Origin of the sequence: Streptomyces sp. NPDC127595 (assembly GCF_042671685.1) — a bacterium.
Classification (GTDB): domain Bacteria; phylum Actinomycetota; class Actinomycetes; order Streptomycetales; family Streptomycetaceae; genus Streptomyces.
The window spans coordinates 179,358-192,626 of the sequence record NZ_JBHXWK010000012.1; the positions used below are offsets into that span (position 1 = coordinate 179,358).

A 13,269-nucleotide genomic window follows, 5' to 3' on the forward strand; every position below is an offset into this window, starting at 1 on the left:
TCTGGCTCCTCAGGGCCTGACTCCTCAGGGCCCTTCGCCACAGGCCCCGACTCCTCAGGGCCCGGCGCCACAAGGTCCCGTATCGCAGGGTCCCGCTCCGGAGGGACCGTCAGCCCGGGCCCGGGCCCGAGCATTGGCCCGGGCAACCGGGAACCCGTAAGCCCCGGGCCCGTCTCCCCGAAGTCACGTCTCCCAGAGGCAGGCTCCCCGGGGTCCGTCGCCCCGGGGCCCGGCCCCGTGGAGCCCACTCCTCTCGGACCCGCCACCTCTCCCGACTCCGCCACTCCTCTCGGACCCGCCACCTCTCCCGACTCCGCCACCCTTCCCGGACCCACCACCCCTCAAGTAACCAGCACCCCCCGCCCTGCCCAACTCCCGCCCCCACCCGCTCACTTCACCGGCCGAAGCGACGTACAAGAGTCGCTGCGCCTGATCCTGGACGCGGATCGCCGGGCCGCCGCCGGACCCGGTTCCGGGCCCGGTTCCGGACCCGGCGTCGCAGTCATCAGTGGGATGGCCGGCGTCGGCAAGAGCGCGCTCGCGCTGCATGTGGCGCACAGGACGAGGGAGTGTTTCCCCGACGGGCAGTTGTACGTCAACCTGCATGGGGCCACGCCCGGAATGGCCCCGCTCACGCCTGGCCAGGCACTGGCCGCGCTGCTGCGGGACCTCGGTACGGAGCCCCGGCGTATCCCCGAACACCCGGACGCGGCAGCCGCGTTGCTCCGGTCGACGCTCGCGCCGACCCGTACGCTGATGGTGCTCGACGACGCGGCGCACGCCGGGCAGGTACGGCCCTTGCTCCCCGCGGGAGCGGGGTGCGCGGTGATCGTGACGAGCCGTTCGCCGCTCACGGCCCTGGACGGCGCGCACCGTTTCCCGCTGGCGCCGCTGTCGGACGAGGACAGTGCGGCGCTGCTCCGCGCGATCTCCGGACGCGAGGAGGGGCTCGACGGCGGACACCCGCTCGTCGAACTCACCGGACGGCTGCCTCTCGCCCTCCGTATCGTGGCGGCCCGCCTCGCCGCCCGCCGTGCGCTCACCCCGGACGTACTCGCCGGTCAACTGGCCGCCACAGAAGGACGGTTGCACCACCTCGAGTACGACGACCTGAGCGTACGCAGGTCACTGGCCGTCGCCCATGACGCGCTGCGCGCCTCGGAGCGGCCGGCCGACCGGGACGCGGCGCTCGCCCTGTGCCGTATCGGCGCGCTCGATCTCCCGGCGTACGGGATTCACCTCCTCGCCCGGCTCACCGGCACCGACGAACGCCGCGCCGAGGCCGCCCTCGACCGCCTCGTCGACGTCGCCCTCCTGGAGGAGACCGCGTACGGCCGCTACGCACCGCACGACCTCGTCCGCGACTTCGCCCGCGAGATCGCGGGGGCGCCGCTGGGGCACGAGGACGCCGGCGAGACGGCTGCTGAGACAGCCGGCGAGACGGCAACAGTGGAGGTCGGCACCACGGCTGCCGAGGAGGCGGACGGCACGGCAACCGAGGTGATCGGCGACCGCACGGTCTCCGGTGAGGAGGTCCCCCTCCCCGCGGAGCGCGCCCTCCGCTGGTACGCCGCCGTCGCCGCGCGCACCCTCGCGGCGATCGTCGAACCGGGCCTCGACCGCGACGACCGCGGCAGGCCGACCGCGTCGCAGCCGGCAGCGCACGCGGCGGACATCGCGGACACGGTGCCGTTCGCCTCCGCAAGGGATGCCTTCGCCTGGGGCGATCTGGAGCTGGAGAACGTGGTGGCGCTGGTGGAGCGGTACGCGCAGGTGTGCGCGTACGTCCCCGTCCTGGTGCGGCTGCTCCACCCGTACGCCCAGCGCAGCGGCCGGGTGGCCGAGGCCGAGGTGCTCCAGCGGGCCGCGCTCGGCGCCGCGCGGCGGCTGGGGGACGAGGCCGCCGAGGCGTACGCGCTCGGGGACCTCGCGGGGCTGCACTTCATGACCGGGCGCGCGGGCGAGGCACTCGCGCTCAACGACGAGGCGTTGGTGATCTGGCGGCGGCTCGGCGTCCTGTCGTGGGTGCGGCGAGGACTGAACAACCGCGGCATGCTCCTCGAAGGGCTCGGCCGGCACGACGAGTCCAGCGAGGCACTGCTGCAGAGCCTCGAACTCTCACGCAGACTGGGAGACCGGCACACCGAGGCCATCACCTACAGCAACCTCGGCAACCTGTACGGGCACACGGACCCCCGCGCCGCCATCGACCATCACCGGCGGAGCCTCGCGATCGGCGACGCGCTGGAGGACGTGATCATCCGGCACTCCGCACACTGCAACATCGGCTACGCCCGTCTCACCCTCGGTGAACCGGTCGCCGCCCTGCCGCACTTCGAGGAGAGCCTGCGCATTCTCGGCAGCCACGGCGACTGGCACGGCGAAGCCCAGACCCGGCTCGGACTGGTGCGCGCCCTGCGTGGAGCGGGCCTCAGCGCCAGGGCCGCCCACGAGTGCGACCGTCTGCTGCGCCGCGCCGACAGCCGCGCCGACCGGTACACCGAAGGGCTCGCACACCACCAGCGCGGGCTGCTGCTGCGCCTGGAGGGGGACGCCGAAGGGGCCTGCGAGCTGTGGCGGTCGGCGCTCGACGCGCTGGACGGGACGGACACCTCGGTGGTGGGGGAGTTGCGGGAACTCCTGGCCCAGTCGGCCGCGGTGACCTGATGCCCTGCTCCTGAGCGACGTCTGCCCGTCTCACTTCGCGTCCGCGTAACACTCCACCACCGCCGTCGTGAACGGAAAACGGACCGGTGTCTCGCCGAACGTGAGGCGGCCCGCGAGGTCGGCCGCCGCGCGGATCGCGGTCACCACGGTCTCCGCCTCCTCGGCGGGGCAGTGCACGATCACCTCGTCGTGCTGGAAGAAGACCAGCTCGGCGGTGAGGCCGGCGCAGGTGCGCCGGAGGGCGGCGAGCACCAGCAGGGTCCATTCGGCGGCGCTGCCCTGGACGACGAAGTTGCGGGCGAAGCGGCCGCGGGCACGGGAGTTGGAGGATGCGTAGCCGGGGCCCCAGGCGGACGCCTGGTCGCCGGTGGTCTCGGCGGGGTCGTCCTGCGGGATGCCGGCCTCCTCCGATGCGGCGTCCGCGGCGTCGGAGGCGCCGACCGCCGGAGGGCATGTCCGCCCGAGCCAGGTCCGGACGAGCCGTCCCTCCTCGCCCGCGCGGGCCGCGTCGTCCACGTAGGCGACTGCCTTGGGGAAACGGCGGCGCAGCAGGGCGAGGTTCTTCAGCCCGTCACCGGACGTCTGCCCATACACGGCGCCCAGCACCGCGAGCTTCGCTTGTGCCCGGTCACCGGAGAACGCCCGGTCCGACACCGATTGGTAGAGGTCGCTCTCGCGGCCCGCGACCTCCATCAGCCCCGGATCGCGGGAGATCGCCGCGAGCACCCGGGGCTCCATCTGGTCGGCGTCGGCCACGACGAGCCGCCAGCCGGGGTCGGCGACCACGGCGCGGCGGATCACCTTGGGGATCTGCAGGGCCCCGCCGCCATTGGTCACCCAGCGGCCGGTGACCGTCCCGCCCGGCAGGTACTCCGGTCTGAACCGTCCGTCCCGCACCCAGTCCTGGAGCCAGGACCAGCCGTGCGCCACCCAGATCCGGTACAGCTTCTTGTACTCGATCAGTGGCTTCACGGCCGGATGGTCGATGGACTCGATCTCCCAGCGCCGGGTGGACCTGACCTTGATCCCGGCCTGCGCGAAGGCCTTTATGACGTCGGCGGGCAGGTCGGGTCTGACCCGTCTCCCGAAGGCGGCCGAGACCTCTTCCGCGAGCTCGGCCAGGCGCCGGGGCTCGCCCCCGCCCGCATACCGCTCGCCGAGCAGTTCGTGCAGCACCTCCCGGTGGACGTCCGCGCTCCACGGCAGTCCCGACTCGTTCATCTCGGCGGCCACCAGCATCCCCGCCGACTCGGCCGTCGTCAGCAGGTGCATCCGCTCGGGGAGCGCGGTCGCTTCGTGTCGGCGGCGCTGGTCCGCGTACACCTCCAGGAGGTCCGCCAGGGGTACGTGGACCGGGCGCGGTTCGAAGAGGGACGACTGCGAGCCCGGTTCGGCGGAGCGCTGGGGCGGGTCCGGCGGTACGGGGCCGCCGCGCAGTCTCGCGAGCGCGGCGGCTGCCGACCTGGGTTCCCCGAGCCGTCCCTCGTGGCCGAGGAGCAGTGTCTCGGCGGCCTCGATGTCGTAGCACCGCTCCACTCGCACCCCCGTGGCGAGCAGTCGCGGATATACGTCGGCCGTGGACCGCCAGACCCACCGGGTCACGTCCGGCCGTGTGCGCACGGCGTCGACGAGATCCGGCTCCCTGCGCACCGGGCCCGCGGGCAGCCCGTCCGGGCCGAGGGGGGCGACCTCCGCGCCGCCGTCCTCGGCCGGTGCGAGAGCCCACCGGTCGGTCATGAATCCGAGTCTCGCAGGAGGGTCTGACAACGGGACGCACCCGGCGACGCTCCGGGGGCCGACTCCGGCGGCGACTGCGGGTCCGATCAGTCGGAGGTGGACCCCTTCTGCGCCTTCACGATCTCCCCGATCACATGGCTGATGTGGGCCTCGGCCGCGGCCTTGTCCACGCCGGCTCCGCTGAGGATTCCCTCGCCGTTCTCGAACTCCAGGAGGGCCAGCAGGATGTGTTCGGTGCCGATGTAGTTGTGGCCGAGGCGGAGCGCCTCGCGGAAGGTGAGTTCGAGGGCCTTCTTGGCCGGAGGGGCGAACGGGATGAGTGCCGGCACGTCGGCGCCGGCCGGCGGGAGCGTCGCCGTCGCCGCCTCGCGTACGGCGTCCAGGGTCACGCCCTGTGCGGTGATCGCCTTCGCGCCGAGCCCTTCGGGTTCGACGAGGAGGCCGAGGATGAGGTGTGCGGGGAGGATCTCGGCGTTGCCAGCGGACTTCGTCTCGTTCTGCGAGGCGATGACCACGTTCCGGGCGCGGGGGGTGTAGCGGCTGAAGCCCTGGCTGGGGTCGAGGTCTGCCTCGGCCTTCGGGACGAAGCGTTTCTGGGCGGCCTGGCGGGTGACGCCCATGCTCTTGCCGATGTCCGTCCAGGACGCGCCGGAGCGGCGGGCCTGGTCCACGAAGTGGCCGATCAGGTGGTCGGCGACGTCGCCCAGGTGGTCCGCGGCGATCACCGCGTCCTGGAGTTGGTCCAGGGCGTCTGTGTGGACCTTTTTGATGGCGTCGATGAGGTCGTCGAGACGGATGGATGTGGATGTGGATGTGGATGTGGGTGTCGTGGCGGGTTGATTCGTCGTCATGTGTCAACCGTAGGTTGGCAGCCGGGGGGTGTCAACCCTGGGTTGACACCCCTGTGGGAGTCGGTGAGGGGAGGGTTTTCGCCCCCTCCGCCCCTACCCGTCCCTTGCTTCCTGGGGGCTGCCGCCCCCAGACCCCCCATCGGCCTGAACGGCCTCCTCCTCAAACGCCGGACGGGCTGAAAGACCCTCCCCGGCCGGGGGCTGAAGGGTGCCGCCTCCGTGGGCGGGTGAGGGGGTCGGGACGGGACTGCTTCGTCGTCAAGCGCCGGGCGGGCTGAATCTCGCCCTCGTGGGTGGGTGGGGGATCGGGACGGGACCGCCTCGGGGACCGCCTCGTCCTCAAACACCCGGTGGGCTGAAAGACCCTCCCCGCCCCACGCCGAAAAGGGCCGCCCCCACCCCCACCACCAAACACACCCCCACGCACCCGGCGAGCTCTGCCCACGGCACCTCCATCCCCACCGGTGCCGACAACCGGCCCAGTGCCGCGGCCAGCCCCGCGAGGTTCACGCCGGCGACCGCGGCGCCGAGGAGGGTCCCCACGCCGATGCCCAGCGCGGCCTCGCCGGAGACCACGTGCAGCACCTGTCCGCGGGTGGCTCCTGCGAGCCGCAGTGACCGCAGTTCGGCGCGCCGGGCGGAGGTGGCCATCAGCAGGGTTCCGGCGAGTGAGAGAGCGGCGTAGGCGAGGGTGATGCCGAGGACGACCAGGAGCCCCAGCCGGGTCTGCGGGCCGGTGCGCGGATGGGTGGCGGCGAGCCATGCCGAGGTGGACCGCACAGTCCCGCCCGTCGGCCCCAGTGCTGCCGCGACCGCCGCCGGGTCCGCGCCGCGCGCCACGCGCACATCGAGCCGGTCGACCGTGGCGCCCGGCGCGTTCGCCGAGGTCACGTACACCCCGTTCTTACCCGTCCCGCGCGCCAGCACCGCGGCCACACGCAGCCGGGCAGGAGTTCCGTCCCCGAGCCAGACCCGGACCCAGGAACCGACCTTGTGCCGCTCCCACTCCTCGCTCACGATGATCGAGCGGTCGTCGAGATCGCGTACGTCGCCCGCCACCAACGGGAGCCGGGTCAGCGACGCGAACGCCGCCACATCGCTCACCGCCCGCGCGTCGGACCGTATGAGAGCGGTTCCTTCCTCCCGTACGAAGACGGCGGTGGAGGCGGTCCCGGAGACGGTCGCCCCCGCCACCCGCGCCACCTCCAACCCCTCCCCGGTCACGATGAGTTGGCCCCGCGTCTGCTCCCGCGCCTCCGCCGCCTTCGCTTCCGTCACCGTCGCCGCCGACCCCAGCAGCGAGCCGGCCAGCGCGACCGTCACCAGAACGGGGGCCGCCACGGCGGAAGTTCGCCGCACGGAGGCGGAGGCGTTCGCGCGGATCAGCAGACCTACGGCCCCGACGGCCCCGGGGAGCCGGTCAAGCCGCACCAGGCGTACGACCGGACGCACCAGGACCGGTGCCAGCGCGGCCACCGCCGTGATCAGGATCATCGGCTGCGTCACGTACGTCTTCCGCTTCAGCAGCGCGGCCGGGTCCGTCCCCAACGTCCAGGCCAGCAGCCCGAGTCCGGCTGTGAGGAGCGTGAAACCGATCACCCGTCGGGACCGCGGCATCACGCCTGTGTCCACGGACGCCTCGCGCAACGCTTCGAGGGGGCCGACACGGGAGGCCTGCCGCGAGGCCGACCACGCTCCGGTGACCGCGACCAACACGCCTACTCCGCAGGCGACTTGATACGGCCAACTCTCCGACCCCCGCAGTGTGAACCACGAGGGCGCCACCCCGCCGTCCACCAGCGCCCGCACGAGCCGGGGCGCCGCCCAGGACCCGAGTAGGCAGCCCACCGCCGAGGCCGTCAGCCCCACCGCGAGCGCCTCGCCGAGCAGGAGCCGCCGCACCTGCCCGGGCAGCGCCCCGATCAGCCGCAGCAGTCCGAACTCCCTTCTCCGCAGGGCCACCACGAACGCGAACGTCGACGCCGTCACGAAGACCGACACGAACGCCGCGACCCCGGCCGCGGTGCCCAGCAGGGAGTTGACCCCAACCAGCGCCTCGGCGTCACGCGCGGCGGAGGGGTCGGCCTGGTGGCGGTCGTCGCCGGTCAGGACACGGGCCCGGTCCCCGACCAGCTCTCGTACGGCCGCGGCGGGAGCATCGACACCGACGCCGTCCCGCGCCGCCCCGTCCAGCCGCACCTGCCCCAATTCCCCCAGCTCGCCGATCAGTTCACTGTCCACAGGGTGTGGATGCGCGAGCTTCTTCGACACGAGGGCGGTGCCCGGCCCGCGTTTCACCTCCACCGTCAGCATGTCCTGGCCCATCACCACCACCGGCGAGGACGCGAACCGCTCCGGTGCCCGGGCGGGCGCGTCGAGGGAGGCGGCGAGCCCCAGCCCCATCGCCGTCATCACGGCGGCCCCGAGCGCGACGGCGACGAAGGAGCCGAGAAAGGAGGCCCAGCGAACCCGCAGGGAGGACATGACCAAGGTCAGCACTTCGCGGCGCGGAGATCGGATACGTACGGCTGTGGTGGTGTCCATGCCCTCCAGCGAACCGTCCGGAGGCCGCCAGGACACGACCACCAGGGGGTCTCCCGGGGGTAGGGCCAGTACGACCATCAGGGGGTCTCTGGGAGGGAAGGGCCGGTACGACGACCACCGGCGGGTCTCCGGACGTAGGGCCGGTACGACCACCAGGGCCCTCCGAGGGGGGGTGGGCCGGTACGACGACCACCGGCGGGTCTCCGGACGTAGGGCTGGTACGACCGCGAGGGCCCTCCGAGGGGGGTGGGCCGGTACGACGACCAGCGGCGGGTCTCCGGACGTAGGGCCGGTACGACCGCCAGGGCCCTCCGAGGGGGTGGGCCGGTACGACCACCAGGGCCTTCGAGGGAAGGCGCGGCCCCGCCCGTGGCACGATCGAGGGATGAGCAGCAGTACGTCCACCACCGTGGAGCGCGCCTTCGAGGCCGCCCTCTATGCCGACTCCGACGCGGCCCTCGACACCGGCGCCTCGATGCTCGCCGCCGACCCCGCCTGCGATGCCGAACTCGCCTGGCGTGGCGAGGAGTTCGTCGCGGGGGCGTGGCGGCGCGGCTGGCAGCCCGCCGATCTCGTACGGTTCGTGCGCCGCGAGCTGGAGGACGTACACGTACATCTGGTGTCCGCGCTGATCGTGAGCGAGAACCACGAGCCCCGCGGGCCCCGTTGGGCTGCCCAGCTCGAAGACCTGGACGCACGGCCGCCCCGCACCGACCGCTTCTCCTACGCCACGGCAGCCCTGGAGCTGTACCGACTGCTCCTCCGCCTCCCCACCATCGAGCCGCTGGACGACGTACCGGAGGGGACCACCGCCGCCCCGCAGGACTCCCGCATGCTCACCCGTATCCGCGCCCTGCTGGCGAAGGCGGAGGCGACCGGATTCCCGGAGGAGGCCGAGGCGTTGAGCGCCAAGGCGCAGGAGTTGATGGCGCGGCACAGTATCGACGAGGCGCTGCTGGCGGCCCGTACGCATGCCAAGGACGCGCCCGGAGCCTGCCGGATCGGGGTCGAGCCGCCGTACGAGACGGCCAAGGCGGTGCTCCTGGACGCGGTCGCCGGGGCGAACCGCTGCCGCGCCGTCTGGAACGACGCCCTCGGCTTCTCGACCGTCGTCGGCTTCGAACCCGATCTGGAGGCGGTCGAACTCCTCTACACCTCACTGCTGGTGCAGGCCACGGCCGCGATGACGAAGGCGGAGGCGGCGCAGCGGGCGGGGGGACGGAAGCGTACGAAGACCTTCCGGCAGTCGTTCCTGGCCGCGTACGCGCACCGGATCGGCGACCGGCTCGCGTCCGCCGCGGAGAGCCAAGTGGCTTCCGCGGAGGGCGAGTTGCTGCCAGTTCTGGTGGCTCGCGACGTGGCCGTCACGGACCACATGGAGCGGATGTTCCCCGAGACGGTGACCACCCGGCTGCGCGGGGTGACCGACGCGGCCGGCTGGCAGGAAGGGGCCGCGGCGGCGGACCGGGCGCAGGTGAGGGGGCGGCGCCCGATCCCGTAGGGCTTGTTGGCCAGGCCCGCTGAGCTCAGCCGCAGGTCAGGGGGCTGGGCCCGATCCGGTCAGATCCCGTAGGGCCTGTTGGTCCAGTCCCCCGAGTTCGCGGAAGCCAGGGGGCGGCGTCCGATTCCCCCGAGGGCCTGCCGACCCAGCCCCCGTCGCTCAGTCGCCCGCGTGCTGGAACGGGCTCACGGAGGCGTCCGGGTCGTCCGCCCCGCTCTTTCCCGCCTTGCCGGCGACCGGGCCGTACGACCACGGGAAGTCCTGGGTGGCGGCGTCGCCGGGGAGGCTGATCTTCACCGTCTTGGCGTCGAGACCGTTGGCGTCGGCCGCCTCGCCGCGTACGTAGGTGATGGTGAACGTCGCGGTGTCGCCCTTCGCCAGGGTCAGCTTCTCCGGCTGCGCGGCCTCGTCACCGGCCACGGTCGCGGAGACTTCACCGGCCGCGAGGCCGATGCCGGGAAAGCCCTCCAGCGTGCACTGGGTCCCGGTGTTGGTGATCGTGACGGGGACGATGCCGGTGTCGCCCGCGGCCGGGGCGGCACTGGCGGGTTCGACCTCCATGCCGACCTGGCCGACCTTGCAGGAGGTGGAGGCATCGGCGGCGGAGGAGGCGGTGGCCTTCGTACCGCCGTCACCTCCGCTGTCGCCGTCGCCGCCGTCACCGCAGGCGGTCAGAGTGAGGGCCGCGACGAGGGCGGTGACGGCGATCGGTATGGCGCGCATGTTTGGTTCCCCTGAGATCGTGACGGTGCTCCGAGGATCATCACGCACATCGCGGTACTCCCGCTCCACCACCCCACTCGGCTCATCTCCTCTCAGCCCCTCCTCTCTCCTGTCAGCCACCCCTCCCGGACCGCGAACGCCCGGAAATCTCCGTACGCTGACGGGATGAGCTGGCTCCGGGCGCTGAGGAAGACCACGCGCTCGGGCCTGGTGGTCGAGCGGAAGCGTCTCGAACCCCTGGTCGCGCTGCGCGGCGCCGCCGGCCTCGCGCTGGTGATCGCGGTGAGCATGTGGGCGTTCGGGCCGGTGGCGGCGGCGAGCTCGGCGTTCGGGGCGTTCCAGGCGGCGATCGCGACGTTCCAGCGCAGCTGGCGCCCGCGCCCCGAACTTGCCCTGGCCTCCGGCGCGAGCCTCGCCGTCTCCACGTTCCTCGGCTACCTCACCGTCTCCCACCTGTTCCTGTTCCTGACGCTGCTGGTGGCGTGGACCTTCCTGGCGGGGATGAGCTGGGCGGCGGGCCCGACCATCGGCCTGATCGCCTCCTCGAACGTCGCGATCATGCTGATCACGGTCACCCTGCCGACCTCGGTCGCGCAGGCGGCGGGCCACGCGGCGATGATGATCGTGGGCGGCCTTGTGCAGGCGGTGCTCGTCGTGCTTTTTCCGGTACGACGCTGGGGTGCCCACCGTGACGCGCTGGCCGACGCCCTTGCCGCCGAGGCCGACTACGCACGCCGTCTGCGCCAGGACCCGGTGGCGCCCTTCGACCCGCTCCCGCTCATGGCGGCCCGCGACGCGGCGGCCGTCACCCCGCGCCAGGCCCGCACCCGCCCCGCCGAACTCCACGGCACCCGCGGCCTCGCCGAACGCATCCGCCCCGTCCTCGCCTCCCTCGCCGATCCGGCCGCGGGCCTGCCGTCCGAGGGCCGCGAGATCGTCCGCCCCGTCCTCGCCTCCCTCGCCGATCCGGCCGCGGGCCTGCCGTCCGAGGGCCGCGAGATCGACCGTGTCCGTGAACTCCTCGCCGCCGCGGCCACCACCCTGGACGCCACCGCCCACGCCGTCCGCCACGGAACGCCGGTGTCCGTGCCGCCGGCCGCGGTCGCCACCTTCCGGACCCCCGACACGGGGTCGATCCTCACGGGTCCGCCGTACCGCGCGGCGAGACGCCTGAAGACTCTCCTGGAGGACGTGGTGGAGACGGCGGGGGGTACCCAGAAATCCGACGGCGGCACGGTGCCCGGGCCGCGCCTGCGCCCCACCCTCCCTCAACTGGTCCCTGTGGCCCTCGCCTCCATGCGACGAGAACTCCACCGGGGTTCCCCGATCGCCCGCCACGCGACCCGCGTGAGCGCGGTCGCCGCCACCGGCTACCTCCTCGGCAGCTGGCTCCCGCTGGGCCACGGCTACTGGGCCCCGCTGACCTCGGTCATGGTCATGCGCCCGGACTTCTCCCTGACGTACAGCCGCGCGGTCGCCCGCTTCGGCGGCACCCTGGTCGGCGTGGCCCTGGCCACGGGCGTCGTACAGGCGGCGCACCCGGGGACGTACCTCTCGGCCGCCCTCGCCGTCGCCAGCGCGGCGCTCATGTACCTGCTGGTGAGCACCGGCCAGATCGCCACACAGGCCTGCATCGCCGCGTACGTCGTCTTCCTCCTCGGCATGGGCGGCGAGGGCTGGGCACAGACGGTCCCCGAACGCGTACTGCTGACCCTGCTGGGCGGCGTCCTCGCGATGACCGCGTACGCCGTCTACCCAGCCTGGGAAACCCCCCGACTACGCACCCGCCTCGCCGACTGGCTCTCCGCCCAGGGCCGCTACGCCGCCACGGTGATCAGCGCCTACACGGCCGCCCCCACCGCCAATCCGGCTGCCTCCCCAGCCGACCCGGCCGCCCCCACCGCCAATCCGGCTGCCTCCCCAGCCGACCCGGCCGCCCCCACCGCCAATCCGGCTGCCTCCCCCGCCGACCCGGCCGCCCCCACCGCCAATCCGGCTGCCTCCCCCGCCGACCCGGCCGCCCCCACCGCCAATCCGGCTGCCTCCCCAGCCGACCCGGCCGCCCCCACCGCCGAGCCCGCCGCCGGCACCCCGGCCGCCCCCATCGCCGCCCCCACCCACAGCGCCACCCCCACCTCCACTCCCACCCCCACCTCCACCCCCACCCCCACCCCCACCCCCACCCCCACCTCCACCCCCACCGAACCCCCCGACGTCCGCGAGGCCCTCCTGGCCGCCCGTGCCGCCCGTGCGGCCTGGTACGCGGCCCTGGCCCGTGCCCAGGACGAGCCGGTGCGGCACCGGGGCCTGTCCCGGACCGCGGCCGACGATGCGGAGGACGCCCTCGAGCAGATGGGCCGCGTTGCGATGCTGTTGGAGGCACACCTCCCGGACCGGGGGGCGGCCCCCGTCCCGGCCGCAGCCCGTTTCGCCGAGGCGCTGCGGGCGGCGACGGAACAGGGCGCGGAGGCCGTACGCGAGGGCCGTGTCCCGCGCTGGGACGCCGTACGCGAGGCACTGGAGGCCTGGGACAGCGCGGGCGTCCCGGAGGGCGGGCCCGGGGCGGCGGTCCGGCGGAGCGCCGGTCTTCTCCTGAACTCCCTCACCGAACTCTCCGAGGCCCTCGACACCGCCGAACCTCCCATGACCGTCGACGGGTCCACGAACGCGGACGGGCCGCGGAACCCGAAGGATTCCGCGGCCCGTCCAGAAACCACCTAGAGGTCAGCCCAAGCTCGCCGTGGGCAACCCCGAAGGCAGCTGTCCACCCTCGGACTTCGTATACGACTCCGCCCCGAGGTCGCCCTCCCAGGTGACCTTCAAGGTCGTACCACTGACCGAGTCGACCATCCCGACCGCGCGGTCCTTGTCGCCGTTCGTGCAGGTGAGACGGATCATCTGCATGCCCGAATCCTCGCCCGCGCTGCCGCTGCACACCGTGCCGCCGGTCTCGAAGAGCCCCGCCTGCGTGCCGGTGATGACGAGCGCCACGGCCTTGCCGTCCGTCGTGGCCAGCCAACTGCCCTCCAGCTTGCCGCCGGAGGGAGTGGCGGCGCCGGAGCCACCTCCCGTGTCGGCCGAGGCCGATCCGCTCCCGGACTCGCTGGGGCTCGCGGAGTCGTCCGTGGAGCCGTCGCCGCTGCCGCAACCGGTCAGCACGAGCGCGGCCGTCAGGCCCGTGACCGCGGCGGCCGCCGCGATACGCGCCCGCCGCCGCGGGAAGGTCGCCGAAGTCACTGAAGCCCC

The 13,269-nt window shown here is 73.4% G+C and carries 7 protein-coding genes and 1 pseudogene; 3 read left to right on the forward strand and 5 right to left on the reverse strand.

Annotation, left to right across the window (positions count from 1 at the left end):
• Positions 1–228 precede the first annotated feature (228 nt).
• Positions 229–2,667: pseudogene (locus ACFVKT_RS32300) on the forward strand (tetratricopeptide repeat protein); the annotation flags it as partial.
• A 30-nt stretch (positions 2,668–2,697) separates the two neighbouring features.
• On the opposite strand, the gene ACFVKT_RS32305 reads toward ACFVKT_RS32300, so the two are convergent.
• The 3 genes from ACFVKT_RS32305 to ACFVKT_RS32315 all read right to left on the reverse strand — a co-directional run bounded on the left by ACFVKT_RS32305 (position 2,698) and on the right by ACFVKT_RS32315 (position 7,799).
• Complete coding sequence (locus tag ACFVKT_RS32305) at positions 2,698–4,404, reverse strand: bifunctional 3'-5' exonuclease/DNA polymerase (protein ID WP_385738128.1); 1,707 nt, start codon at positions 4,402–4,404, stop codon at positions 2,698–2,700.
• Positions 4,405–4,490: 86 nt separating this feature from the next.
• Positions 4,491–5,255: a Clp protease N-terminal domain-containing protein gene (locus tag ACFVKT_RS32310; protein WP_385738130.1), complete on the reverse strand. Its 765-nt coding sequence runs from the start codon at positions 5,253–5,255 to the stop codon at positions 4,491–4,493.
• Positions 5,256–5,594: 339 nt separating this feature from the next.
• The gene (locus ACFVKT_RS32315) at positions 5,595–7,799 is read right to left on the reverse strand and encodes an FtsX-like permease family protein (RefSeq protein WP_385738132.1); all 2,205 of its coding nucleotides are present in this window, start codon (positions 7,797–7,799) and stop codon (positions 5,595–5,597) included.
• A 385-nt stretch (positions 7,800–8,184) separates the two neighbouring features.
• Between ACFVKT_RS32315 and ACFVKT_RS32320 the strand changes: the two genes are divergently transcribed.
• Complete coding sequence (locus ACFVKT_RS32320) at positions 8,185–9,300, forward strand: DUF2786 domain-containing protein (protein WP_385738134.1); 1,116 nt, start codon at positions 8,185–8,187, stop codon at positions 9,298–9,300.
• Positions 9,301–9,459: 159 nt separating this feature from the next.
• Here the strand turns inward: ACFVKT_RS32320 and ACFVKT_RS32325 are convergent, their stop codons facing one another.
• The gene (locus ACFVKT_RS32325) at positions 9,460–10,023 is read right to left on the reverse strand and encodes a DUF4232 domain-containing protein (RefSeq protein ID WP_385738136.1); all 564 of its coding nucleotides are present in this window, start codon (positions 10,021–10,023) and stop codon (positions 9,460–9,462) included.
• Between the two features lie 165 nt (positions 10,024–10,188).
• Here ACFVKT_RS32325 and ACFVKT_RS32330 point away from each other — a divergent pair, with 165 nt between their 5' ends.
• The gene (locus ACFVKT_RS32330; RefSeq protein WP_385738138.1) at positions 10,189–12,744 is read left to right on the forward strand and encodes an FUSC family protein; all 2,556 of its coding nucleotides are present in this window, start codon (positions 10,189–10,191) and stop codon (positions 12,742–12,744) included.
• 3 nt (positions 12,745–12,747) lie between these two features.
• Here the strand turns inward: ACFVKT_RS32330 and ACFVKT_RS32335 are convergent, their stop codons facing one another.
• Positions 12,748–13,260 (reverse strand): hypothetical protein, encoded by a 513-nt coding sequence (locus tag ACFVKT_RS32335; protein ID WP_385738140.1) that lies wholly within the window; start codon positions 13,258–13,260, stop codon positions 12,748–12,750.
• Positions 13,261–13,269: the final 9 nt, after the last annotated feature.

Coding starts and splice junctions, on each gene's coding strand:
- ACFVKT_RS32305 (WP_385738128.1), bottom strand. CDS start 4,404: ATGACCGACCGGTGGGCTCTCGCACCGGCCGAGGACGGCGGCGCGGAG.
- ACFVKT_RS32310 (WP_385738130.1), bottom strand. CDS start 5,255: ATGACGACGAATCAACCCGCCACGACACCCACATCCACATCCACATCC.
- ACFVKT_RS32315 (WP_385738132.1), bottom strand. CDS start 7,799: ATGGACACCACCACAGCCGTACGTATCCGATCTCCGCGCCGCGAAGTG.
- ACFVKT_RS32320 (WP_385738134.1), top strand. CDS start 8,185: ATGAGCAGCAGTACGTCCACCACCGTGGAGCGCGCCTTCGAGGCCGCC.
- ACFVKT_RS32325 (WP_385738136.1), bottom strand. CDS start 10,023: ATGCGCGCCATACCGATCGCCGTCACCGCCCTCGTCGCGGCCCTCACT.
- ACFVKT_RS32330 (WP_385738138.1), top strand. CDS start 10,189: ATGAGCTGGCTCCGGGCGCTGAGGAAGACCACGCGCTCGGGCCTGGTG.